Genomic DNA, 26,043 nt, shown 5'->3' with positions numbered 1-26,043 from the left:
GATATAGATGACTATGAGTGCTCTTTTAGCCCCCTCTTCACCTGAGTTACAAGACGTGGATTTTGCTCAACTCGGGCATTATGCTAAACACCTTGGGCGCGCACCACGAGCAAAGCACTTCGCTTTAACCAGTGGCGAGCGCCATGCTCATCTAAAAGGGCAAGGGTTAGAAATGCTGGAACTTCGCGCGTATCAAGCCAGTGATGATCTGCGCCATATTGATTGGCGTGTCACCGCGCGCACAGGCCAGGTTCAAACCCGTCTCTATGCACAAGAAAACGAACACCAAAGGCTGCTCCTAATGGATCTCTCTAGTGACGCCTATTTCGGTACAAAATACAGTTTTATTTCCACTCGTTTTGTACAACTAGCAGGCATCCTAGCTTGGCGGACAAAACAACAAGGTGACAAGCTTTCCTATCGATTGTGCTTTGGTGGACACGACATCTGGCAACAAACAACACCGCTGTTAGCAAAATTATTTCAGCCTTTATCGCAAGCCAGCTTAATACAATCACGTCAACACTCAACACCGTCACTGCAAGTACTGACACCAAACCCGGTCAGTCTAAAAGCGCGCAATAAAGATGTGATTATTTTGACCGACAAACAACACCTCAGTCGACCTGAAACGCTTTATTTAAAGCAACTTGCGCAGCACAATAAGGTATTTTGGGTTCAAATAATTGACGCCAACACCTTTAAACTTGCCCCAGGACAATATCAGATTAAAAATGCCTCTGGTGAGTCCATAGTGAACATCAGTGAACGCAGTTCAAACTTGGCTCAGCAGGCCTTCCAGAAACAGAATCAACAGCTAAAAAAGCAGCTAAATCAGCTCGATATTGAACATCTGGTGTTTGATTTATCTGAGCCCCCTGAAGGCATCGCGCGATACTTGCTGTCATTAGGAGCCATTGGATAATGACCCAAGCATCGCCTTTAGACTTACCGAATAAAGGGTATTTATTGCCCGATGCCGTTGCCATGTGGCCACCCGTTTGGTGGACTTGGCTTGTGCTTGCTTTGTTATGCATACTGGTCATCAGCACTTTATGGTGGCTACTAAAGCGATACAAGAAACGAGCTTATCGACGTGAAGCACTACTCATTTTAAAACAGCAAACCCGCCAAGGCTTAGAAGGCCGCCATATTATTTTATGCCATGAGCTAATTCGTCGCTGCCTCATCAGCTCAGGTAAAGATCAACAGGCCGCGCTAAACAGCCGGGATCTTATCGCTGTTTTAGACCAACAGATGACAAAAAAGCATAATTTTGCACAGCTCGGCGAAGCCTTTATCGTCGCGCCATATCAAGCCGAAATCGAGATCAATACCGAAGAGATTCAGAAAATGGTCACAACCACTCGTTATTGGATTAGGAAGCACCATGCTTGAATTTGTGTGGCCTTGGTTCCTCATTGTTTTGCCCATTCCACTATTGGCTCGCTGGCTACCCAACGCCAAACCAAGCCGTGATGCCTTGTGGTGGGCTCAATCTCAACACCTAATCCAACATCAAGACAAGACAACAACCGCAGGGCAATCCATATTCGGAAAAAGTTTCCTATGGCTGGCTTGGATACTGTTAGTGATTGCCATTAGCCGCCCGACCTGGGTCGGAGAACCGACACAAGTAACACCGTCCGGACGCGATTTACTCATTGCCTTAGACTTATCCGGCAGCATGAAAATCACCGACATGACACTCCATCAACAAACGGCTGATCGCTTACAGGCCGCCAAAGCAGTACTGGCTGATTTCATAGACAAACGTCGCGGCGATCGTATTGGCATCATTGTCTTTGGCACAAAAGCATTTCTTCAGGCGCCTTTGAGCTTCGATACCAAAACCATCAACCAACTCGTTCAAGAGACGCAAATTGGCTTTGCAGGGCAAAGAACCGCCATCGGAGATGCCATTGGCTTGGGCATTAAGCGTCTTGAAGACAAAGCGTCTGATCAAAAAGTCTTGATTCTTATGACCGATGGTGCCAACACAGCAGGACGCGTTCAGCCTAGCCAAGCGGCCGCCTTTGCCGCATCCCAGGATGTTCGCATCCACACCATAGGGATAGGGGCGGACAGCATGTTGGTACGAGGTTTTTTTGGTCCAAAAGAAGTTAACCCATCCAGCGACCTTGATGAAGACCTATTAAAAAACATTGCTTCTCAAACCGGTGGCCAATACTTTCGAGCCAAAAGTACCGAAGATTTACAGCGCATCTATCAACAATTGGATGAAATGGAACCCACCCCTTCAGAAGAGGTTTGGCAACGCCCTGTGACCACCTTTTTTCATTGGTTTGCCCTGTTTGCCATCTTAAGTTTTAGCCTCTCCTTGATTTCTAATAATCGCTATTATTTAAGCAAAAGGGGGCGAACATGATACTTTTCGACACCCTACACTTTGAACGCCCATGGTGGCTTCTTTGTATTCCATTAACCTTGTTATTGGCATGGTTTTTCGATGGCAAAAAAGCACAACACAAACAGATTAACCAACTCGTGGACGCTCACCTACTCCCCTATTTACAAGCCCCCTCGCCACAACCTGTGCTCAATAAATGGCTTGGCGTGGCTTGCTTGTCGCTGTGTTGGATTGGTTTAACAGGGATCAGTTGGCAACAATCTCCTCATACAATGTACATCAGCACTCAGAAAACCATCTTTATTGTCGATCAATCCCTCTCTATGTACGCAACCGACATCAAACCTAATCGCCAAACACAATTAAAACAAACCGTTCGCGATATTTTAGATCACACTCAAGGTGGCGATGTGGCTTTAGTGGCTTACGCTGGAGACAGTTATGTCATTAGCCCATTTAGCCAAGACAAAGACACCATCATTCATTTTCTACTGGCATTAGAGCCCATTATCATGCCCGTTTATGGCAACCATCTCAGTCAAGCCATTGAAACCGCATTGAGCTTAAATAAACCCGCTTCCTCACTGCACCTGATTGTGCTGACCGACGACCTTGCCGATAGAGATAAAGACATCATTCCAGGCTTACTGGACGATAAAAACATTACATTAGACCTAATTGCCTTTGGTACAGATCAAGGCGGCCCAATCAAATTACCCAATGGCCGCATACTGAAAAAATCAGGCCAAACCATTATTCCAAGCACGCCTTTAACGGAACTTAAAAACTTCACCAACGACCTAGGTGGACATTTTTACCATGGCCGCCTAAATCAACAAGCGTTGCAACAAATCAATCGCCACCAGCCTCAACGACATCAAAATAAACAGGCCGATAACAAAAGCATCACATGGCAAGATCAAGGTCACTGGTTTGCTTTGCCTTTTTTAATTTGGCTCGCTTACCAATTCCGCCGTGGCGTGCTTTTTCTTCTATTAATCGGCATTTTTTCAACGCCAAGTAAACCACTGTATGCCTCCCCGCTGGATTGGTTTAAAACGCCAGATCAACAAGCACAACAAGCGGTTAATCAAGGCGACTGGCAAACAGCAGAAAAACTCTTCAGGCGACCAGACTGGCAAGCGGCTTCGTCATACGCACTAGAAAAATACGACCGCACCATCAAACTGTTAGAGCAATCTAACCGCCAGGCTACTGATAACTACAACCTTGGCAATGCCTATGCACTTGCAGGCCAAACAAACAAAGCCATAGAGTCCTACGAAAAAGCGCTTGAACAAGACCCACAGCTGACAGCCGCAAAAGAGAATCTTGAGTACCTAAAGCAGCAACAGCAAAGCAATCAACCACCACAAGATACTAACAAGCCGTCGTCAACCAAGGATCAGCAACAAGACAAATCATCTGATGAACAGCAATCCAAACAAACAGATGACTCAGACGACACAAAAAAATCTGACAAAACGAACGAAACACAAGACAAAGACCAACCACCAAAGGATAATGGGCAAGCGGAGACAGGTAATAAGCAACCTGCACAAACAAATACTCAGCAAAACATGGAAAGCAAACAAGCTCTGGAACAGTGGTTACGTCAGATTCAAGACGACCCTGGCAGCTTATTACAGCGCAAACTAGAGTATCTGCACCAAGAAAAACGCAATCAAAATTTATTAATGCAAGAGGATGGGATGAACCCATGGTAAGTCGTCAGTCACAATTCACTTTATTCCAGTCACGCTTAAGATCTGCATTGCAGTCTTGTCTGGTCATAAGTCTATTGATTGCGACTCAGTCCTCGCTGTATGCCGCCAGCGTGACCGCCAGTCTAAATAAAAATGTTGTTACTGAAAACTCACTTGTACAACTGACCTTAAGAGCTGACTTTAGCGATACTGGAAACGGACCCGAGTTGTCTCCACTACAAAAAGACTTCGAAATCCTCGGCAAAAGCCAAAACAGTCAATTTAGTTTCAACCTCGGTACCAGCAAAGCACTCAATTTTTGGGTGATTTCACTCATGCCAAAATCGGTTGGCACCCTTGAGATTCCACCCATTAAGATTGGCGATCATCAGTCACAAGCCATTAAATTACAGGTCAACAGTGCCCCTCAACTACTCGACGACAATGGCAATCCGCCAGTCATCATGAAACTGCAGGCCTCCAATGTTGAACCTTATTTACAACAACAAGTCATCCTGAGCGTTAAACTCTATACCTCCGTTGCCCTACAAAACGCCAACCGCTCTGTGCCAGCGCAACCCAATCTAGTCATTGAACGCCTCATTGATGACCAAATGAATTATGAAACCATCAATGGCACACAATATCAGGTCATCACTCGTGAATACCTGAGTTTCCCTCAACGTAGTGGCCCGATGACCATCCCGCCACAAAGCGTACAAGCCATGATCAATACATCCTCGGGACGAAAGCTCATCAAGGTACAAAGTGAGCCCCTAAATTTACAGGTTCTGCCCATACCAGCGAGCTATACAGCCGATTCTTGGTTACCCAGCGAAGAGGTAGCAATAAGCACTAAACTGACCGCGGCCACTGATACGCCAAGAATTGGCGATACCCTAATGTGGGAAATTAATGTTCGCGCGAAAGGCTCATTACCAGAACAAATCCCAACCTTGGATTTCAATAGCACCCGTCAATATAAGCTGTATCCTCAACCGCCTAAATTTAGCAATCAAAAAACCATCATAGGTGTCACAGGAGAACAAAACATACAGGTTGAAGTCGTGCCAACCGCTGAAGGCGAACTCATTTTGCCGGACATTGATATTACCTATTGGAATACCAAAACACGACAGATCGCTCATGCCAAAGCCAAGACACAAGGTGTCACAATTGCAGCATTACCAACAGGGCAAATCACACCGACGAAACCCGACATAGATACCTCGCCACTGCCCGCACAACCTAGCTCCACCGCGCCTATATCCTTGGTAAAAAAACCCGAACCGGCAAAAGCAGCAACATTGGGTGATCAAGCAAGCATGGCTTCGGCACTGGAACAACAAGAAAGCACTTCACTGTCACCTCGTGACTGGGTTATCTATGCACTTTTAACGGTAGCTGGCCTACTTTTGATCGCTGGTCTGTATAAGCGCTTTAAAAAATCAGAAACAGACCTCCCCACGGAAACCAGTGTCCCTACTTTGCAGGAATTTGCTCCTTTATCCACGCCTGATGAAGCCAGTGCTTTCAACATTTTGATTCAGTGCTGCCGACAAAATCAACTTTCTGAGTTACGCGCAAACCTGCTAGAATGGGCTCGCCATCGCTGGGGAGACCATGAAATTCGTACGCTAGATGACATCAAACGCTTAACTTCTGTACAGGTAACGCAGTTACTAATGGAAGCCGAGTTAATGATGTATTCCAACAATCCGCTGCACGAATGGCAAGGCAATCCACTTGCTGATGCGCTTGAGGAATATTCAAGCGGCCAAGCAAAGCCATCGCAAGCGAGTCAGCTAAAAGCCTTATATCCGAATTTTTAAAGTTAGATCTTCAAAGGAAATAAAGACATGACACCATATCAATCTGGCATCATCGCAGAACCCTCTAGTGATGCGTGTTTTGTCACTCTTAATGTCAAGCGCTCACGAATGACGGAATTCAAACAATCATTAGTCATGATTCCAGACTTGGTGAGCCAAATCCAAGCGCAATTTCCAAAGGCCGAATTACATGCCGCCATAGGATTCAGCAAACTCATTTGGTCAGAATTGGACAACAAGCAGCCGCAGGAACTCGATCTATTTCCAGCTCTTAAAGGCCCAGAAACCGAGATCATACCGACGGATGTCGACTTGGTTTTACACATACGTGCAATGCGTCATGATGCTAGCTTCCAACTCACTCAAAGCTTGTTCGCTCTTTTCGGTGATAGCGTCGAACTTGTCGAAGAAGTGCAGTGTTTTCTTTATAAAGACAGCCGTGACCTAACAGGCTTTGTCGATGGTACAGAAAACCCTCAGGGAGAACAGCGTAAAGCGGTTGCCTTAGTTGGCGACGAGGATGCAGACTACCGCCACGGCTCATATTTCAACTTGATGCGCTTTTCACACAACCTTACCAAGTGGCAAAAAGAAGATTTAAAAACACAAGAAGACACATACGGTCGCACCAAAGAAGACAACGAAGAATATCCGTCTGCTGATAAATCCCCTAACGCCCACACCAAGCGCACTTCACTAAAAGACGAAGATGGCAAATCCATTGAAATTCTTCGCCAAAGCATGCCATATGGCAACCTAACGGATCAGGGCCTAATGTTTGCAAGTTACGGCAAGAGCGCAAGCCACTTTAATCTCATGCTAGAAAGCATGATCTTAGGCGACGAACAAGGTCACACAGATCACCTAATGAAATACACCACAGCCAAAACAGCTCAAGCTTTCTTTATACCAGCCAATGTCTGGTTCAATAAATTCCAGTCATAACAAACACGATATAAAAACTGAATACCCTCGAACAAGGTATCTCAGGACAGGACAGACAAAACCAAAAAAGCCACTTCTGAAGTGGCTTTTTTATAACAATCACTTAATAACTATTAACGCTCAATATCTGCCTGATTCGTTAGATAAGCCTGTTGAGACTGTGTACTCAAACTGGCTTGATTCTGACTCAAATAACGCTGGTAGGCTTGCTGCTGCTCCTCTGAAACAGGCTCTGTACCAACATCAACTTGATTCAAGCGAATCAAAGCAATATCGCCGTTCGACATGTCTTTAATATCCGTAACAGGACCTTGTTCAGGGTGCGGTAAAGAAAAAGCCAATGACGTGATTTCATCTTGACCACGCTTAGCACTTTCAACGCTCGTCCACTGCGTTGAAGAAGAAGCCTTCGCTGCAAGCGCTTTTTCTTTCAACGATGCCAATGCTTTATCCTGAATAACAATGGACGCTACTTGGTCTTTTACTTCGTCAAAACTTTGTACAGACTCCGGCTGATGATCGTTGAGGTGAATAACAACCACTTCGTCATCATTTAATTCAATCAAATCACTGTTTTGACCGTCTTCTAATACTGAATTTCCAAACGCTGCCGCAATCACAGCAGCATTGGCCGTTACATCATCCGTACCACCTTGGCGACCAAAGTAAGCACTCTGCAACACATCAACACCGTATTCTTTAGCAATACCTTCTAGGTTATCACTGGCATAGGCCAAATCGGTAATGTCCTCATGAGCAGTCAGTAACGCATCACGCGTTTTGTCTGCCATTAAGGAGTCAGTGAGTTGCGCTTTTTCAGACTCAAAGCTAGGCACATCCACTTTAGAGACGTCATCTAGTTGAATTAGATGAATACCATAATCCGTTTTAGCTTCTTTTACATCGCCCTGCTGCATAGAGAACAAGACATTTTCAAAAGCTTCATCCATTGACCCTTTCTCAATGAAGCCTAAATAGCCACCATCATTTTTAGAGCCAATATCATCTGAATACTCCGCTGCCAAGCTTGCAAAGCTTTCACCTGCCGCTAGCTTGCCTTCCACTTCTTTCGCAATAGCTTGCGCTTCTTCTGACGAACGATCAGCCGTTTCAATCAGTATGTGAGAAGCCGAACGCTCTTCTGGTGCGGTTTCGGCCACCAAAGCTTGATACGCATTTTGCAACTCTGCATCTGAGACTTGCACCTTGTTCGCGAAATCAGTGCTGGATACGACAACATAATCCACTTTCACCTGTTCAGGTGTTTTAAAGCTGTCCTTATGCTCATCATAGTAAGCTTGTAGTTCTGCATCTGTGACGCTGGTTTGTTCGGACTCATCCGCCAAAGAAAACGAAACATAATCATAACTACGCACTTGAGACTGCAAATTGGTTACCACATCCGTTTGATAAGGCAACACAAACTCAGAACCCGCAATGGCATTACGTGGCTGCTGAATTAAAACATCTTGCTTGATACGTTCTTTAAATGCCAAAGGCGTAAAACCTAAAGAGCGCAAAAAGTTCAGATACTTGGTTTGATCGAATTGTCCGTTGGTCTGAAATTGTTCAGCCTGTAACAAATACGCATTCACCTGCTCATCTGACACACCCAAACCAAGCACGTCGGCTTGATTGGCTAATACGGCACGCTGGATAAGTTCATCCAAAGCGCGACGCTGTAATAAATTGTCTTCCAATAGCGCCGGATTAATCTGACTTCCCATCATGGAAATCAACTGGCGACGTTGAGTTTCCGCGCCTTGCAACATTTGTGTACGGGTAATGTCAACACCATCTACTTCGGCCACTTTATCTGAAGAATTAAAACTCGTAACCAAGGCGTCAACGCCAAATAGAGCAAAAGTCACGACGATAAAACCAACAATGATCTTGACAACAATGCCTTGTGACTTATCTCTGATATCTTGGAGCATTACTGCCTCCACATGAAATTAATAAATTACCTAATAAAAAAGGTGTATTCCGCTTGGAATACACCTTTTTGTATCTAATGGCGGAACAGACGGGACTCGAACCCGCGACCCCCTGCGTGACAGGCAGGTATTCTAACCAACTGAACTACTGCTCCAAATGCATTAGTTTACAGCGTCTTTTAGACCTTTGCCGGCTTTAAAGCCAGGAACCTTAGCGGCTTTAATTTGGATTTCCGCACCAGTTTGAGGGTTGCGGCCAGTGCGTGCGGCACGTTCTTTAACAGCAAAAGTACCAAAACCTACAAGTGTTACCTGGTCACCTTTTGCCAAAGCCGTTTCAATTGCTTTTAAAGTAGCGTCAAGAGCATTGCTCGCAGAAGCTTTAGATAAATCAGCAGACGCTGCAATAGCATCAATCAATTCAGATTTGTTCACGTTGTACCCCTTCAGTATTTTCGTGGTTCCTTAGTTTTAATTTCGGCGCAGTATATATATGCCAACCGACAAGGCCGAGCGAGCAGTTATACAAGCCTAACCTACTCCCTGTCAACACAGGATGGATCTAATGATGACTTACAGACTCTTGTTCATCAACAGTTTTTTCACTCGAAGGCAATGTTTCTACCTTTTTTGGTGAAGGAATATACTCTAAAGCAATATCCAGCACTTCATCAATCCATTTTACTGGGACAACCTCAATATCCGCTTTGATATTGTCTGGAATCTCTTTCAAATCACGACTGTTTTCTTGCGGAATAATGACGGTTTTAATACCGCCCCTATGAGCCGCTAGAAGCTTCTCTTTCAAACCACCTATAGGTAGCACCTCTCCACGCAGCGTAATCTCGCCTGTCATCGCCACAGAGGCTTTAACAGGGACTTTTGCAAGCACGGATACAATAGCAGTACACATTGCCACACCTGCGCTCGGCCCATCCTTCGGCGTAGCGCCTTCAGGCACATGCAAATGCAAGTCAACTTTTTCATGAAAATCTTCATCAATTCCCAGTCCAGAGGCTCGACTTCGTACCACAGTCAAAGCCGCTTGGATGGACTCTTGCATCACATCACCAAGGGAACCCGTTTTCACATGACGACCTTTGCCTGGTACACCCGCCGCTTCAATGGTTAATAACTCACCACCAACCGATGTCCAAGCCAAACCTGTGACCTGACCAATTTGATTTTTTTCTTCTGCCTTACCGTAACTAAACTTATGAACACCAGAAAAATCCTCAAGATTGTCACTGGTCACCGAAACGGCTGCCGGTTTTTTCGCCTTAGTCAAAGCTTGTTTTTTTACCACACGACGACAGATTTTACTGATCTCACGCTCTAAACCACGCACCCCAGCCTCTTTGGTGTAATAACGGATTACATCCATCAAAGCGTCATCTGTGATATCAATCTCACTGGCTTTAAGACCAGCCAACTTCACCTGCTTAGGCAACAAGTAACGCTTGGCAATGTTTAATTTTTCGTCTTCTGTGTAACCTGGGATACGAATCACTTCCATGCGATCCAATAATGGACCCGGAATATTCATGCTGTTAGACGTACAAATAAACATCACATCAGACAGATCGTAGTCCACTTCTAAATAGTGATCATTAAAGGTATGGTTTTGCTCTGGATCCAACACCTCCAACAAAGCTGAGGCTGGATCACCACGTTGATCCATGCCCATCTTATCGATCTCATCCAATAGGAAAAGTGGGTTTTTCACCTTCACCTTGGTTAACTTCTGCAACAGCTTACCTGGCATAGAACCGATGTAAGTACGACGGTGACCACGAATCTCAGCCTCATCACGTACCCCACCTAACGCCATACGAACGTATTTACGATTAACCGCTTTGGCAATCGACTGACCTAAGGACGTTTTACCCACACCCGGCGGCCCAACCAAACACAATACCGGCCCTTTTACTTTCTTAACACGCTGCTGAACCGCTAAGAACTCCAAGATGCGCTCTTTCACATCTTGCAAGCCGTAATGATCTTGGTTCAATACCTTTTCAGCGTACGCCAAATCATTACGAACCTTACTACGCTGCTTCCAAGGCAGTGATACTAACCAATCAATGTAACCACGTACCACGGTTGCTTCGGCCGACATAGGCGACATCATGCGCAATTTTTTCAACTCCGCTTCGGCTTTGTCTTTGGCCTCTTCCGTCATGCCAACTTCGGCAATTTTTTCCTGCAGCAAATCCAATTCATTGCTACCGTCTTCCATATCACCAAGTTCTTTTTGAATGGCCTTCATTTGCTCATTCAAATAGTATTCTCGCTGACTCTTCTCCATTTGCTTCTTAACGCGACTACGGATGTTTTTTTCAAGATGAGCAATGTCCAGCTCGCCATCCATTAAACCAATCAGATATTCACCACGCCCCACCAAAGAATCCACTTCAAGCACTTTTTGCTTATCTTCAAGCTTCAGGCTCATATGGCCAGTGATGTTATCGATCAATTTAGCCAAATCGTCGATGGACTTGAGAGAAGCCACGACTTCAGATGGAATGCGCTTGCTACCAGCAACGTATTCATCCAATTGCTTTAATAACGCACTTCGAATCACATCAAATTCAGCCTGATCTTCTTCGATCTGTTCTAGCTCAGTCACTTCGCCAAGGACAAACTCCGCCTCATCTTTCATGGACTCAAGACGCGCACGCTTAACCCCTTCAACCAAGACCTTGACGGTGCCATCAGGAAGACGTAATAACTGCATTATTTTTGCAGTCGTACCGATTGAATATAAATCATCTGTTGTAGGATCATCTTTTGACGCATCTTGCTGAGCCACAAGAAAAACATGCTTATCCCCTTCCATCGCGGACTCAAGCGCGGCAATGGATTTAGCGCGACCAACAAATAACGGCAATACCATATGGGGATAAACCACTACATCACGTAATGGCAACATTGGAAGAAGCAAAGAGTCTGACATATAAATTTCCAACTTGGGCGCATTCACAAAAGGCGCACTTACTATCTATTAAATTGAGGATTAAGAAAGAGATAAGGGCAAAGCAGAAAAATACAAGCGCTTATATACATTCAATTTAGCCTAGATCGACATGAAAAGCGAAAAACAAAAAAGCCGAGATTAAGAAGAACTTAAACTCGGCTTTTTAAAACAGGCAATGAGACTAGGCGTTTTTCGCCACATCTTCCTTTTCTATTACCATTAATGGGGCAGATTCGCCGCGAATAGACGGCGCATCCATCACCACTTTAACCACATCTTGTCGTGTTGGCAGATCATACATGCAATCCAACAAAGCAGACTCCAAGATACTACGCAAGCCACGCGCTCCCGTTTTACGCTCTAGTGCTAACGAGGCAGCTTCCAACAAAGATTCAGGTGTAAATTCTAAGGCCACACCCTCCAACTCGAACAAATGCTGATATTGTTTGACCAAAGCATTTTTTGGCTCGCTCAGGATAGTAACAAGTGCTTCTTTATCCAGCTCAGACAAGGTTGCCACGACAGGCAATCGACCAACAAACTCCGGAATCAGACCAAATTTCACCAAGTCTTCCGTTTCTACATTATGAACGGTTTCAGAGAAGGACCGACCTTCGTCTTTACTTTTTACTTTAGCAGAGAAACCAATACTACTTTTCTCTGTGCGCTCACCAATCACACGCTCAAGACCCGCAAACGCACCACCACATATAAACAAGATATTAGAGGTATCGACTTGCAAAAACTCTTGTTGCGGATGTTTACGACCACCTTGCGGTGGCACCGATGCCACCGTGCCTTCAATCAATTTCAATAACGCTTGCTGAACACCTTCGCCAGATACATCACGGGTAATCGATGGATTGTCTGACTTTCTAGAAATCTTATCGATCTCATCAATGTAAACAATACCGCGCTGCGCTTTCTCAACATCGTAGTCACAATTCTGCAGAAGCTTTTGAATGATGTTTTCAACGTCTTCACCAACATAACCCGCTTCCGTTAAGGTCGTCGCATCCGCAATCGTAAACGGTACATCTAATACACGCGCCAACGTTTGTGCTAACAATGTTTTACCACTACCAGTGGGGCCGATTAGCAAGATGTTACTCTTGCCCAACTCAACACCAGTATCCGACTTACCTTGATGACGCAGACGCTTATAGTGATTATAAACGGCTACCGCTAACACTCGCTTCGCACGATCTTGACCAATAACGTAATCATCAAGCGCCGTGCTTAATTTCATTGGCGTTGGCAACTCATCTTCTGAAGCAGACTCACCATCTACTTGCGACAACTCTTGCGTGATGATGTTATTACATAAATCGACACACTCATTGCAAATATAAACCGATGGACCGGCTATAAGCTTCTTAACTTCATCTTGGCTTTTGCCACAGAAAGAGCAATACAATAACCGATCGGAGTGGTCGCCACGGCTAAAATTATCATCCGACATTTATTCCACCCTTAAAAAAAATTAAACTGTACGTTTTTGTAAAATATCATCAATTAACCCGTACTCTTTTGCCGTTTCAGGATTCATAAAATTATCCCGATCCGTATCAACAGCAACCTGATCTATTGGCTTACCAGTATGGAATGAGATAATTTCATTAAGCTTATGCTTAATACTCAAGATCTCACGTGTATGGATCTCAATATCTGATGCCTGCCCCTGATAGCCACCAAGCGGCTGGTGAATCATGACACGAGAATTAGGTAGACAATAACGCTTACCAGCCGCACCTGCTGTCAACAGAAGCGCCCCCATACTCGCCGCCTGACCAATACACATAGTGCTCACATCTGGCTTAATGAACTGCATTGTATCATAAATAGACATGCCGGCCGTCACAGAGCCACCAGGCGAGTTGATATACAAATGAATGTCTTTATCTGGGTTCTCAGATTCTAAAAACAACAGCTGAGCCACCACCAGATTCGCCATGTGATCTTCGACCTGACCAACCAAAAAGATAACTCGCTCCTTCAGCAAGCGAGAGTAAATATCAAAAGACCTTTCGCCACGAGCGGTTTGCTCAATGACCATAGGAACAAGGCCATTACTTGTAATTGCTACGGGACCAGTTGTTGGGTTCGTCAAATTCATATCGCATTCCTTAAAACAAAAAAGTCGACATAACCTAAGCTATGTCGACCTTATTCAAAAAAGATAAGACGGAAGTCTTATGCTTCTTCTCCAGCTTCTTCAGCTTGAGCGTTTGGCTTGATAGCGTCTTCATAGCCCAAAGTTACTTCAGTTACTTGAGCGGATTCCAACAGTTTATCAACAACCTGCTCTTCAAGTACAGCAGATTGAACTTGAGCCAACTGCTCTTTGTTCTTCAAGTAGAAGTCAATAACTTGCTGTGGCTCTTGGTAAGCTTGAGCCATATCTTCCAAGAAAGCACGTACACGATCATCGTCTACTTTAATGTCATCTTTCTTGATAACTTCAGAAATCAACAAACCAAGTTTAGCGCGTTTTTTCGCTTCATCTTGGAACAGTTCTGCAGGAAGCTGAGAAGCATCAAAGCCTTCACCGCCAAATTGTTGAGCAGCTTGCTTACGAAGCGCATCCACTTCTTGATCAACCAATGCAGAAGGTACTTCCACTTCGTTGATAGAAGAAAGACCGTCAAACAAAGCCGTCTTCAGCTTAGCCTTAACCGCTTGGTTCAACTCACGCTCCATGTTTTTACGTACTTCAGCACGCAAAGCATCAAGTGTCGCTTCTTCTAGACCAAACTTCTCAACGAAAGCATCGTCAAGCTCAGGCAATACTTGCTCAGCCACTTCTGAAACAGTAATTTTGAACGTCGCTTCTTTACCTTTTAGGTTTTCAGCTTGATAATCTTCTGGGAAGGTGACTTCGATAGAACGCTCTTCGCCCGCTTTCGCACCAAGAATACCAGTCTCGAAACCAGGAATCATAGTGTTAGAGCCAAGGACCAATTTATGTCCTTCCGCTGCACCACCCTCAAAGGCTTCATCGCCTAGGTAACCAACAAAATCGATGGTCACTTGATCGCCGTCAGCCGCTTCACGCTCAACCGCATTCCACTCTGCATTTTGCTTGCGCAATGTTTCTAACATAGTGTCAACGTCTGCATCCGTTACTTCAGAAATGACACGATCAACTTTGATTGCAGCATTATCTGCCAATACCACTTCTGGGTAGACTTCAACTTTAACAACAAACTCAAGATCAGCGCCTTCAGCAAAGTTCTTAGGCTCAATTGCTGGCATACCGGCTGGCTGAATGTCTTCTTTTTGAATCGCTTCAACATACGCATCACGCATGATTTGCTCTACAGCATCAATACGAATACCTTGGCCATAGCGTTTTTTTACAACACTCACTGGCACTTTACCTTTACGGAAACCATCCATACGGATAGTTTTGGCTGTTTTCGCCACTTCAGTATTTACTTTCTCGTCTACACGAGCTGCTGGAACAGTGATATTCAGTACGCGCTCAATTGGAGACGTTGTCTCTACAGAAACTTGCATAAAATTTCCTCTCGGGAACTTGCTTTAATTTGTTGGTTGCAATTCGACCTAAAAGGTCACTCATGTAATACAGCCAACAAAACCTAAACTTATTAAAGTAATGGGCTGAAATGGCGCGCCTGAAGGGATTCGAACCCCTGACCGTCCGCTTAGAAGGCGGATGCTCTATCCGACTGAGCTACAGGCGCAATACTCATTACATTTCTTGTGGTGGGCTATTATAGGGATGGAATAGCAATCGTCAACCAATAGACATAAAAAAGCCCAGTTAAACTGGGCTAAAATGACTATTTGTTACCAAGGAACCGAGAATAGTTAAACTCTACTACTCCGCAGCACAAATATCACAAAAGGAACGAAACAGATAATACTACCGACGTCCTGCAAAAACAACACGAATGCGCCATAAAATAGCACGTTGCACTCTTCTTGTGCATTGTGCATAAATCCACACTCTATTACCTAGTCCGTCGGCCTATGTTATGGTAATAACTCTGTTTCTTACCGAGCAAAGCAAGCAAAGATAATGACCGATCGTATTTTGTATTTAATCACTGTTTTTCAACGATATGGATTACTGACCTTAAACCACTTTAAAACAAGTGCTTTATCCCAAAAAGCAGCGCAGCTTACCTTATCCAGCTTATTAGCCGCTGTGCCCATCATCACCATTATCCTCGGCATTTTGAGTTTCACTCCAACCCTGCAAACCATGCAAACGCAATTACTGAACTTCATTGAGTTGCATTTGGCACCAGGCTCAAGTGAACAAGTTTTGCCGTATTTAATTCAATTCTCTGAGCAATCTAAGAAATTACCGATTGCAGGGATCATCGCTCTTTTTCTAACGGCACTACTATTGCTAAACAACTTTGAATCCAGCGTTCAATCGATCTGGCAGATTCAGCAACGCCGAAAAATCAGAGAACGTCTACTGACCTATTGGGCCATTCTAACCCTAGGCCCCATTCTATTCGCAACAACACTTAGCCTTTATGGCACCTTAATCTCACTTGAGCTTCAACAGGATGAGACAAGCTCATGGCTCAACAACCTACTTGAGTTAGGAAGCCTGGTGCTATATTTCTTAATGCTACTGACATTAAATTATTTAACACCAAATGAAGAGGTCTCCATTAAGCTCGCCAGTATCGCCGCCCTTTTCGGCAGCATTGGTTTGGTGATTCTCAATTATATCTTTAGTTCTTTTGCGCAATTTTTTACCAACTACCAAATTGTATATGGTGCCTTTGCTGCTTTGCCAATTTTTTTAATCTGGTTACAGTTGTCATGGCTGATCATTCTTGCTTCAATTTGTTTGTGTGCCACACTACATAAGATTAAAACTTAGCATCTGGTCAAGTTTGATGTAGAATCGCGCCTATTTTTAAAAACAGAGCCTAAAATGACTAACACGATTGACCAACTCAACCAAATTTTAGACGAAGCTGACTGTCTTGTAGACGAGCATCAAATCGATGCCGCGCTAAATAAAATGGCACAACGGATAACCGCGGACTTGGGAGACAAACTCCCTCTTGTTTTGTGTGTTATGAATGGCGGCTTAATCCCAACTGCAGCACTTATTGAGCGTTTAAACTTTCCACTTGAGTTAGATTACATCCATGCCACACGCTATGGCATGGAAACGGAAGGCGCCTCCCTAAACTGGTTAAGCTACCCACAAACCAGTTTGAAGGGTCGCCATATCCTAGTAGTTGACGATATTTTCGACCAAGGCCACACCCTGCAAGCCATTAGTAAATGGCTTGAAGAACAAGAAAGCAGCGCGGTGTATACCGCGACCGTAATCAATAAACTACATAACCGTAAAACAGACATGACGCCTGATTACATAGGGACGGATGTTGTCGATCGATTCTTGTTTGGCTATGGCATGGATTACAAAGGCTATTTCCGTAACTTAAAAGGCATTTACGCGGTTAAAGACAGCTAAATAGAGCCTTCTCCCATCTATTTCAGCACAGGCTGATAGCGACAAAAAAGGCGCCTTGCATTGCAAGGCGCCTTTTTAAATACCGCTGTTTAAACATATCGCTTAAAAAACTCGGTTGAACCCATTCAAGGCAGCCACACGATACGCTTCCGCCATCGTAGGATAGTTGAACGTAGTATTTAAGAAATACTTCAATGTGTTTTGCTCGCCAGGCTGCTTCATAATGGCCTGACCGATGTGAACGATCTCAGATGCTTGGTCACCAAAACAGTGAATTCCTAACAACTCTAGCGATTCACGATGGAACAAAATTTTCAGCATCCCTACCGCTTCACCCGTAATCTGAGCACGTGCTGTATTTTTAAAGAAAGCACGACCCACTTCATATGGCACTTTTTCAGCCGTCAATTCCGCTTCTGTTTTACCAACAGAACTGATTTCTGGAATGGTATAGATACCTGTTGGCACCTCACTGATAAACTCACCACCAGGCATGTTAAACATATTGGCTGCGGCCGCACGACCTTGATCGTAGGCGGCACTTGCCAAACTTGGCCAACCAATCACATCGCCGGCCGCATAAACATTTTCTACCTGCGTCTGATAAGTATCGTTAACGGCCAACTGACCGCGACCGTTTGCTTCCAGACCAATCGCATCTAGCCCCAAACTATCCGTATTACCCGAACGACCATTACAAAACAATAAAGCATCCGCACGCAGTTTCTTACCAGACGCCATATGCATCACTACGCCACGCTCTGTTGTCTCAACCGAATCATAGCTTTCATTATGACGAATCAACACACCACCATCACGCAAGTGATAGCTCAACGCATCAGTAATTTCATCATCCAAGAAACTTAACAGCTTCTTACCCGGGTTGATTAATTCAACACGTACCCCTAAACCACAGAAGATAGAGGCATACTCACAACCAATTACCCCTGCGCCATAAATAATCAAAGAACGCGGTGTATGATTCAAACTTAAAATAGTGTCTGAACAGTAAATACGAGGATGAGAAAAATCGATATTGGCCGGACGATATGGACGTGAACCTGTGGCAATCACAACCTGCTTAGCCACCAACAATTCTGGGCCACGCTCATAGGTGTTTACTTCTATGGTGTTTGCATCTTTAAATTTGCCTCGACCAAAGTAAATATCAATACGGTTACGTGCGTAGTACTCAGTACGACCTACAACTTGCTTATCAATAACCTTATTTGCTCTGTCCAATACTTTAGGGAAAGAGAACCAACGCGGCTCACCGATATCACGAAACATGGTATTCGTATTAAAGGCAATAATTTCTTTTACGGCATGGCGTAAAGCTTTAGAAGGGATGGTTCCCAAATGCGTACAACTACCACCCACTTGTGAACTGGCTTCAATGACAGCGACTTTCTTACCGGCTTTCGCCGCACTCATCGCTGCGCCTTCACCTGCAGGCCCTGTACCTAGAACCACAACATCATAATGTCTCGTTGTCATAACACCCTCTATTCGTTCAATTATTTAGATGCGTCGTAAAATGCATCGTCTGAGACTTTCGCGGCCGCGGCTTTTTTCGTTTCTTTTTCACATTTACCTTTATCGCCACCACAAATATCACAAGCCACTTCCATTCCAAGCGCACTCATGCCACCACAGGATCCAGAAATAGGCTTACGCCCCATCAACACACCAACCGACATTGCAGTTACTACCAACAACATCGCAGCAAACACGATAATAGCCGTTAACATAACGCCTCCTAAAGCAAAATAATTCTACTAAGCCTAGTTCAAGTAAGGCTTAAACGCATCCGATGGACGCTCTTCAAAACCGAAATCTGTTTTCACCAATAAGTAAGCCGCAATACCATTTTGCTCGGCAAACTCGAGCCCTTTTTCAGGACCTAATACAGTAATGGCCGTCGCCAAACCGTCTGCCATGGTGGTCGTTTTGTCTATAACAGTAACAGAAACCAAGCGATGAGTAATGGGCTTGCCCGTTAAAGGATTAATCGTATGAGAATAGCGCACGCCATTTTTCTCAAAATAATTTCGATAATCCCCTGACGTCGCCACAGCCATGTTATCTAACTCAATCACTCGCTCTGCTATTTCATGACCACCGGCTGGACTTTCAATCGCAATTCGCCACATTGCACCATCAGGCTTTTCACCTTTGGACGCAATTTCACCACCCACTTCCACTAAGAAACTTTCAATACCATTGTCTTCTAAGACTTGGGCAACCGCATCGACACCATAACCTTTCGCAATCGAAGACAAATCGACATACAAGTCTTTTTGTTTAGAGAGTTTATTCCCCTCTAATATCAAACTCTGATAATCCACTTTAGATTTGGCGGTTTCGATTTCAGAATCACTTGGCACTCTGTCCTCTCGATTTCCTGGACCAAACCCCCACAAATTAACAAGTGGCCCCACGGTGACATCATATTCACCCTTTGTCATCTGACTAATCAACAAAGCCTTATCGATGACATAAGACATTTCATCACTGATCATCAGAGACGAGCCCGCAGGCATCTTATTAAAACCAGACAATTCAGAGCTCGGGTCATAAGTCGACATCAGCTTATTCACTCGAACCAAAGCAGCATCTACATTCTCTTTTAATGACCAAGGATTTGAAATATCACTCGTGGTATAAAATTTAACCGTATAGGTCGTGCCCATGGTCGGGCCAGAGAAGCTAACAAGTTCGGGAGTAAAAGAAGAGCAGCGATAAACCACCGCTAACAGAATAACGACCAACGCCGACAATAATATTTTTTTACGCATAACACATCTTTTTAGTTAGCAACAAAACAAAGACCCACCGAATGGTGGGTCTTTATTCAGGCATTAGCCACCGAAATCATCCAACAAGATGTTTTCTTTCTCGACACCTAAATCTTCTAGCATCTTAATAACAGATGCGTTCATCATTGGAGGCCCACACATGTAGAACTCACAATCTTCAGGTGCTGGGTGATCTTTCAGATAATTTTCATACAAAACATTATGAATAAATCCTGTTTTTCCTTCCCAGTTATCTTCTGGTTGAGGATCAGACAACGCCAAGTGCCACTCGAAGTTATCGTTTTCTTCTTGCAACTTGTCGTACTCATCCATGTAGAAAGCCTCTCGCATACTACGCGCACCATACCAGAAAGAGATCTTACGCTTAGACTCTAAACGCTTAAGCTGATCAAAGATATGTGAACGCATTGGCGCCATACCAGCACCACCACCAACGAAGACCATTTCTGCATCGGTATCTTTCGCGAAAAATTCACCGAAAGGACCGTATACTTTGATCTTGTCGCCTGGCTTCAAGCTAAACACATAAGATGACATTTGACCTGGCGGCAAATCATCTTTACCTGGAGGCGGAGAAGCAATACGGATATTAAATTTAACCAAGCCTTTCTCTTCTGGATAGTTCGCCATAGAGTATGCACGGATAACCGTTTCATCCACTTTCGACGTGAATTTCCACAAGTTAAATTTATCCCAGTCACCACGGTACTCTTCTTCAATATCAAAGTCTTTGTAGTGAACCGTATGAGCTGGTGCTTCAAGCTGAACATAACCACCGGCACGGAAGTCAACGTTCTCACCTTCAGGTAACTTCAAAGTAAGTTCTTTGATGAAAGTCGCAACGTTTGGATTGGACTCAACAGTACACTCCCACGCCTTAACACCAAATACTTCTTCAGGAACTTCAACGTCCATATCTTGCTTAACAGACACCTGACAAGAAAGACGGTAACCCTCTTTCTCCTCACGACGTGTAAAATGTGACTGCTCAGTAGACAGCATAGAACCGCCACCACTTGTCACTTTACATTTACACTGTGCACAAGTACCACCGCCACCACAGGCAGAAGACAAGAAAACACCACTGTTTGCTAATGTTTGAAGTAACTTACCACCCGCTGGGGCTGTCACTTCTTTTTCACCATTGATGCGGATTGTAACGTCACCCGTACTCACCAAGCGAGCACGAGCAGCAAGAATGATTGCTACCAGCGCCAACACGATGGCGGTGAACATTACCACACCTAGAATAATTTCTAAGTTGACCATGTTAGTTAAACCCTATTCTTCGTTGTCCAAATGTACGGCCGATTAAAGCTGTACACCAGAGAATGACATAAAACCTAAGCTCATCAGACCGACCGTGATGAAGGTAATACCTAAACCACGTAGACCAGCAGGTACATCTGAATACTTAAGTTTCTCGCGAATACCAGCAAGGGCGGCAATTGCAAGCGCCCAACCAACACCAGCGCCCACACCGTAAACCAAACTTTCACTGAAGTTATAGTCACGCTCTACCATGAACAGGGACGCCCCCATGATGGCACAGTTTACAGTGATCAGTGGTAAGAACACCCCAAGGGCGTTATACAATGCCGGCATGTATTTATCGAGAGTCATCTCAAGGATTTGAACCACCGCGGCGATCACACCAATGTAGCTCAATAGACCAAGGAAGCTCAGATCCACGTTACCAAGACCCGCCCACTCAAGTGCGCCATCTGCCAACAGGTTTTTATACAATACATTGTTTAAAGGAACCGTAATGGCTAAGACCACAATAACAGCAATACCTAAACCAATGGCTGTTTCTACTTTTTTGGACAAAGCCAAGAAAGTACACATACCAAGGAAGAAGGCAAGCGCCATGTTCTCAACAAATACCGCCTTAACAAAAAGACTGATTAAGTGTTCCATTTATAGGGCCTCCTGCGCACGTGAATTAGCCGCAATTTTGAACTCTGGCTCTTCTACTTGCTCTTTCTTGTAAGCACGTAGCGCCCAGATAACCAAACCGATGACAAAGAATGCACTTGGTGGCAATAGCATCAAACCATTTGGCTGATACCAACCACCATTTTGTACGGTCGCGAAAATTTCTACACCGAACAATTTACCCGCACCCAACAATTCACGGAAAAAGGCAACAATAATCAACATCGCACTGTAACCAAGACCATTACCAATACCGTCTAGGAAACTCATACCAGGGCCATTCTTCATAGCGAAGGCTTCAGCACGCCCCATTACGATACAGTTAGTAATAATCAAACCAACAAATACGGACAATTGCTTACTGATTTCAAAAGCAAACGCTTTCAAAACCTGATCCACCACAATTACCAAAGAAGCAATAATGATCATCTGTACAATGATACGGATGCTGTTTGGGATATGGTTTCGAATGATAGCGATAAAAAAGTTAGAGAACGCTGTTACCAAAGTTAAGGCAATCGCCATAACCAAAGACACACTCAAACTACTTGTTACCGCCAACGCAGAACAAATACCTAGAATCTGTAAAGCAATCGGGTTATTAGACAGAATTGGTCCAAAAAGGACGTTTTTAACATCAGACATTATTCAACTCCTTCGCTACGAAGATGAGATAAGAAAGGACCAAAGCCTTCTTTACCCAACCAGTATTGAACAAGGTGAGTCACACCACGACTGGTCAATGTTGCACCAGATAGGCCATCCACCTTGTGAGAGGCATCTGGATCAGAACTGTCTACACCACCTTTAGCAAGCGCAATAACCGCCTGACCTTGATCATTGTAAACTTCCTTACCTTTCCAAAGCGCTTTCCAGTTAGGATTATCAACTTCACCACCCAATCCAGGCGTTTCCCCTTGGTCATAGAAACCAAAACCGATCACTGTATTGTAGTCGCTCTCCAATGCCATAAACCCATACATAGTCGACCATAGGCCATAACCATGAACGGGTAAAATAACGCGTTCAATTTCGTCACCTGACATCACCAAATAAACAGATGCGTAATTTGAACGACGTTTAATACCGGCTGGATCATTTTCACCTGATAAAGCAATCGACAAGCTTGGGTCTTTCGCTGCGGCTTTCTGATCAAACGTCTCAGGGTTGATACCTTCCGCTTTCAACTCTTCAGCTGACGCGAATTCACCTGTTTGCAAATCGACGATGCGAGCCTCTACTGACGCAAAGATCTCATCAACCGACTTACCATCTTCAAGCATTCCGGCTGCGGACAAAATATTACGCTTGCGGTCTTCATCTTTATTCGCATTCTGAATCGGCTTCAAACCGACTGCCGCGGCGGCGACAAAAATAGAACACACAAGACACAAAGCAAACGCGACAAGAATGGTCTTTTTAATGCTATCGTTACTGCTAGCCATTGCGTGCAATCCTCCGTTTAATGTTCGCTTGAACAACAAAGTGGTCAATAAATGGCGAGAACAAATTCGCAAATAAGATTGCCAACATCATACCCTCTGGGTAAGCTGGGTTAACAACACGAATCAAGACAACCATTAGACCAATCAGCGCACCATAGCACCACTTACCTCGGTTCGTCATAGACGCGGATACAGGGTCAGTTGCCATGTACATCATACCGAACGCGAAACCACCCAATACCAAATGCCAGTACCATGGGGTAGCAAACATAGGGTTGGTGTCTGAACCAATCACGTTGAACAGTAATGACATGCCAACCATACCTAGCATGACACCAGCGACAATACGCCAAGCAGCAATTCGCATGATCAACAACGCACCGCCACCGATAAGGATCGCCAAGGTTGATGTTTCACCCATTGAACCTTGAATGAAGCCAAAGAAAGCATCAGACCAAGCAACCGTCACACCAGGTACACCGCTTGCCGCTAATTGACTTAGCGCGGTTGCACCAGAGAAACCATCAACGGCTGTCCAAACCGCATCACCCGACATAGATGCTGGGTAAGCAAAGAACAAGAAAGCACGGCCAGCAAGTGCTGGGTTCAAGAAGTTTTTACCTGTACCACCAAACACCTCTTTCGCCAGAACCACACCAAAAGTGATGCCCAAGGCAACTTGCCATAGTGGCACAGTCGCTGGAAGAGAAAGAGAGAATAGGATAGAAGTAACAAAGAAGCCTTCGTTTACTTCGTGCTTACGCACTGCAGCAAACAGAACTTCCCAGAAACCACCGACAACAAAGGTCACAAGATAAACCGGCAAGAAATGCATCGCACCGTAAATCATGTTGTCCCAGATGCTACTTGGGTCATAATTTGTTAAACCACCGATCACAGCGTGACGCCATGTATCTGCAGCAGTCACTCCCATTACTTCCATGGCAGTATTGGCTTGTAAGCCAATGTTGTACATACCAAAGAACATCGCTGGGAAAGTACACATCCAAACAAGAATCATGATACGTTTCATATCAACCGCATCACGAACATGGGAACCATTTTTCGTTACAGAGCTTGGACGGTAGAAAATAGTATCAACGGCTTCGTAAAGCGCGTACCACTTTTCGTATTTACCACCTGAATGGAATTCAGGCTCCATTTTATCAAGTACTTTTCTAAGTCCCATGAATTAACCCTCTTTCTCGATTAGAGTTAGGCAACTACGAAGAATAGGACCGTACTCAAACTTACCAGAACAACTGTAAGTACAAAGTGCCAAATCTTCGTCATCTAACTCAAGCGCACCTAGCTTTTGAGCTTGCTCTGTGTCATTCACCACCAATGCACGCAGCAATTGAGTTGGCAGAATATCCATCGGAATCAAGCGTTCAAAGTTACCAAGTGGCAACATAGTACGGTCACTACCATTGGTTGTCGTCGACATTTCAAATGACTTTTTACCTGTCAGTTTGGAAATAAACACATTCATTAGAGAGTGCTTTTCGACACCGGCACGAAGATAGTGCATCATTTGACGCTCACGACCTTCACGCAATACCGATACCTGATGGTGGTAACGACCCAAGAAAGCAAAAGGACCAAATGCATTACGTCCAGACAACACAGAACCGGAAACGATACGATTGTCATCTTCTGACAATTCACCCGCAGTTAACTGTTCTAGACTTGCACCTAGTTGAGTACGGACGAGACGAGGGTTTTTCACTTGCGGTCCAGCTAATGCCACCACACGTTCAACACTTAACTCACCCGTAACAAACAATTTACCGATGGCAATGACGTCTTGATAATTAATAGACCAAACCGTTTTTTTATCACTAACAGGATCAAGGAAGTGAATATGTGTTCCAGCAAGCCCTGCAGGGTGCACACCTGCAAATTCTTCAACGGCCACATCAGACGTTGTCGGCACTTTCGCACCCGGGGCTTTACAAACAAACACCTTGCCGTCTGTCAAACGCGTTAACACTGTCAAACCATCGGCAAACGCTTCCGCCTGCTCAGCTAGGACAACTTCAGGGTTGGCCGCCAATGGATTCGTGTCCATCGCCGTAACAAAGATAGAACTCGGTGCAGTATCAACACCTGGAACTTTTGAGAAAGGGCGTGTACGGAATGCCGTCCATAATCCAGAATCAACTAGATTATCAACCACTTTACTACGCTCTAAAGATTTTAATTCTGATCCAGAATAAGCCGCGAAGGTTTCGGACTCGTCACCTTCTACATTAATCAGGATAGATTGAAATACACGTCGCTCACCGCGATTAATCGCAGCGATGGTACCAGAGGCTGGGGCGGTATACTTTACACCTTCCGTTTTTTTATCCGTAAAGATAACTTGCCCTTTCTTTACCTTATCCCCTTCCTGAACCAGCATGGTCGGTTTCATTCCATGATAGTCAGGACCGATCAAAGCAACTGTTTTTGCTGCTAACGTACTCTCAATCACTTGCTTGGGAGCACCTGAGATCGGAAGATCAAGGCCTTTTGTAATTTTATACATATGTTCTGCCCAACAATAAATTGAACACAAAAGCGTAATGCGTCATTGCTTATACCCCCCTCCGGGA

The 26,043-nt window shown here is 44.5% G+C and carries 23 protein-coding genes and 2 tRNA genes; 8 read left to right on the top strand and 17 right to left on the bottom strand.

Features of this window, described 5'->3' with window-relative positions:
- The first annotated feature begins 13 nt into the window (after nt 1-13).
- Genes ACHUFM_RS05005 through ACHUFM_RS04980 form a run of 6 tightly spaced genes read left to right on the top strand, consistent with a single transcriptional unit; the run spans nt 14 to nt 6,854 of the window.
- On the top strand, nt 14-925 hold the full coding sequence (locus tag ACHUFM_RS05005) for a DUF58 domain-containing protein (RefSeq protein ID WP_394180159.1): 912 nt from the start codon (nt 14-16) through the stop codon (nt 923-925).
- A complete protein-coding gene (locus ACHUFM_RS05000; protein WP_394180157.1) occupies nt 925-1,398 on the top strand; it encodes a DUF4381 domain-containing protein in 474 nt (157 codons plus the stop codon). The genes ACHUFM_RS05005 and ACHUFM_RS05000 overlap by 1 nt, the downstream gene beginning before the upstream one ends.
- The gene (locus ACHUFM_RS04995; protein WP_394180155.1) at nt 1,391-2,389 is read left to right on the top strand and encodes a vWA domain-containing protein; all 999 of its coding nucleotides are present in this window, start codon (nt 1,391-1,393) and stop codon (nt 2,387-2,389) included. Before ACHUFM_RS05000 ends, ACHUFM_RS04995 begins: the two co-directional genes overlap by 8 nt.
- A complete protein-coding gene (locus tag ACHUFM_RS04990; RefSeq protein WP_394180153.1) occupies nt 2,386-4,098 on the top strand; it encodes a VWA domain-containing protein in 1,713 nt (570 codons plus the stop codon). The genes ACHUFM_RS04995 and ACHUFM_RS04990 overlap by 4 nt, the downstream gene beginning before the upstream one ends.
- Nucleotides 4,092-5,909: a BatD family protein gene (locus ACHUFM_RS04985; protein WP_394180152.1), complete on the top strand. Its 1,818-nt coding sequence runs from the start codon at nt 4,092-4,094 to the stop codon at nt 5,907-5,909. Before ACHUFM_RS04990 ends, ACHUFM_RS04985 begins: the two co-directional genes overlap by 7 nt.
- A gap of 27 nt (nt 5,910-5,936) precedes the next feature.
- Nucleotides 5,937-6,854, top strand: coding sequence for a Dyp-type peroxidase (locus ACHUFM_RS04980; protein WP_394180150.1), 918 nt, complete (start codon nt 5,937-5,939; stop codon nt 6,852-6,854).
- A 113-nt stretch (nt 6,855-6,967) separates the two neighbouring features.
- Here the strand turns inward: ACHUFM_RS04980 and ACHUFM_RS04975 are convergent, their stop codons facing one another.
- The 8 genes from ACHUFM_RS04975 to ACHUFM_RS04940 all read right to left on the bottom strand — a co-directional run bounded on the left by ACHUFM_RS04975 (nt 6,968) and on the right by ACHUFM_RS04940 (nt 15,475).
- Nucleotides 6,968-8,791: a SurA N-terminal domain-containing protein gene (locus ACHUFM_RS04975; protein WP_394180148.1), complete on the bottom strand. Its 1,824-nt coding sequence runs from the start codon at nt 8,789-8,791 to the stop codon at nt 6,968-6,970.
- A gap of 78 nt (nt 8,792-8,869) precedes the next feature.
- Nucleotides 8,870-8,946 (bottom strand) — tRNA-Asp (locus ACHUFM_RS04970).
- A gap of 7 nt (nt 8,947-8,953) precedes the next feature.
- Nucleotides 8,954-9,226 (bottom strand): HU family DNA-binding protein, encoded by a 273-nt coding sequence (locus tag ACHUFM_RS04965; protein WP_013796597.1) that lies wholly within the window; start codon nt 9,224-9,226, stop codon nt 8,954-8,956.
- A 127-nt stretch (nt 9,227-9,353) separates the two neighbouring features.
- Nucleotides 9,354-11,747, bottom strand: a complete 2,394-nt coding sequence (gene lon, locus ACHUFM_RS04960) for an endopeptidase La (RefSeq protein WP_394180145.1) — start codon at nt 11,745-11,747, stop codon at nt 9,354-9,356.
- A 202-nt stretch (nt 11,748-11,949) separates the two neighbouring features.
- A complete protein-coding gene (gene clpX, locus ACHUFM_RS04955) occupies nt 11,950-13,230 on the bottom strand; it encodes an ATP-dependent protease ATP-binding subunit ClpX (protein ID WP_063333401.1) in 1,281 nt (426 codons plus the stop codon).
- 21 nt (nt 13,231-13,251) lie between these two features.
- Entirely contained in the window at nt 13,252-13,884 is a 633-nt protein-coding gene (clpP, locus tag ACHUFM_RS04950) for an ATP-dependent Clp endopeptidase proteolytic subunit ClpP (RefSeq protein ID WP_063333402.1), read from the bottom strand.
- A gap of 77 nt (nt 13,885-13,961) precedes the next feature.
- The gene (gene tig, locus ACHUFM_RS04945) at nt 13,962-15,287 is read right to left on the bottom strand and encodes a trigger factor (RefSeq protein WP_394180142.1); all 1,326 of its coding nucleotides are present in this window, start codon (nt 15,285-15,287) and stop codon (nt 13,962-13,964) included.
- 111 nt (nt 15,288-15,398) lie between these two features.
- A tRNA-Arg gene (locus ACHUFM_RS04940) sits at nt 15,399-15,475 on the bottom strand.
- Between the two features lie 338 nt (nt 15,476-15,813).
- On the opposite strand from ACHUFM_RS04940, the gene ACHUFM_RS04935 reads away from it, so the two are divergent.
- Both ACHUFM_RS04935 and ACHUFM_RS04930 read left to right on the top strand, forming a co-directional pair.
- The gene (locus ACHUFM_RS04935) at nt 15,814-16,638 is read left to right on the top strand and encodes a YihY family inner membrane protein (protein ID WP_394180140.1); all 825 of its coding nucleotides are present in this window, start codon (nt 15,814-15,816) and stop codon (nt 16,636-16,638) included.
- A gap of 54 nt (nt 16,639-16,692) precedes the next feature.
- A complete protein-coding gene (locus ACHUFM_RS04930) occupies nt 16,693-17,244 on the top strand; it encodes a hypoxanthine-guanine phosphoribosyltransferase (protein WP_394180138.1) in 552 nt (183 codons plus the stop codon).
- A 102-nt stretch (nt 17,245-17,346) separates the two neighbouring features.
- On the opposite strand, the gene sthA is transcribed toward ACHUFM_RS04930, so the two are convergent.
- The 9 genes from sthA to ACHUFM_RS04885 all read right to left on the bottom strand — a co-directional run bounded on the left by sthA (nt 17,347) and on the right by ACHUFM_RS04885 (nt 25,976).
- Nucleotides 17,347-18,741, bottom strand: a complete 1,395-nt coding sequence (gene sthA, locus ACHUFM_RS04925; protein ID WP_394180136.1) for a Si-specific NAD(P)(+) transhydrogenase — start codon at nt 18,739-18,741, stop codon at nt 17,347-17,349.
- Nucleotides 18,742-18,761: 20 nt separating this feature from the next.
- A complete protein-coding gene (gene nqrM, locus ACHUFM_RS04920) occupies nt 18,762-18,995 on the bottom strand; it encodes a (Na+)-NQR maturation NqrM (protein WP_394180134.1) in 234 nt (77 codons plus the stop codon).
- A 33-nt stretch (nt 18,996-19,028) separates the two neighbouring features.
- Nucleotides 19,029-20,042: an FAD:protein FMN transferase gene (locus tag ACHUFM_RS04915; RefSeq protein ID WP_394180132.1), complete on the bottom strand. Its 1,014-nt coding sequence runs from the start codon at nt 20,040-20,042 to the stop codon at nt 19,029-19,031.
- A 63-nt stretch (nt 20,043-20,105) separates the two neighbouring features.
- Nucleotides 20,106-21,332, bottom strand: coding sequence for an NADH:ubiquinone reductase (Na(+)-transporting) subunit F (nqrF, locus tag ACHUFM_RS04910; protein WP_394180130.1), 1,227 nt, complete (start codon nt 21,330-21,332; stop codon nt 20,106-20,108).
- Nucleotides 21,333-21,374: 42 nt separating this feature from the next.
- On the bottom strand, nt 21,375-21,983 hold the full coding sequence (gene nqrE / locus ACHUFM_RS04905) for an NADH:ubiquinone reductase (Na(+)-transporting) subunit E (RefSeq protein ID WP_394180128.1): 609 nt from the start codon (nt 21,981-21,983) through the stop codon (nt 21,375-21,377).
- Nucleotides 21,984-22,646, bottom strand: a complete 663-nt coding sequence (locus ACHUFM_RS04900; RefSeq protein ID WP_353668048.1) for an NADH:ubiquinone reductase (Na(+)-transporting) subunit D — start codon at nt 22,644-22,646, stop codon at nt 21,984-21,986.
- The gene (locus ACHUFM_RS04895; RefSeq protein ID WP_394180126.1) at nt 22,646-23,446 is read right to left on the bottom strand and encodes a Na(+)-translocating NADH-quinone reductase subunit C; all 801 of its coding nucleotides are present in this window, start codon (nt 23,444-23,446) and stop codon (nt 22,646-22,648) included. The genes ACHUFM_RS04900 and ACHUFM_RS04895 overlap by 1 nt, the downstream gene beginning before the upstream one ends.
- Complete coding sequence (locus ACHUFM_RS04890; protein WP_394180124.1) at nt 23,439-24,635, bottom strand: NADH:ubiquinone reductase (Na(+)-transporting) subunit B; 1,197 nt, start codon at nt 24,633-24,635, stop codon at nt 23,439-23,441. Before ACHUFM_RS04890 ends, ACHUFM_RS04895 begins: the two co-directional genes overlap by 8 nt.
- Before the next feature lie 3 nt (nt 24,636-24,638).
- Nucleotides 24,639-25,976 carry a Na(+)-translocating NADH-quinone reductase subunit A gene (locus tag ACHUFM_RS04885; RefSeq protein ID WP_394180122.1) on the bottom strand — a complete coding sequence of 446 codons (1,338 nt, stop codon included), beginning with the start codon at nt 25,974-25,976 and terminating at the stop codon, nt 24,639-24,641.
- Between the last annotated feature and the right edge of the window lie 67 nt (nt 25,977-26,043).

The organism is Marinomonas posidonica (assembly GCF_043643765.1).
Lineage (GTDB): Bacteria > Pseudomonadota > Gammaproteobacteria > Pseudomonadales > Marinomonadaceae > Marinomonas > Marinomonas posidonica_A.
The sequence above is the reverse complement of the archived record's forward strand: the minus strand, read 5'-3'. Positions and strand labels throughout refer to the sequence as shown.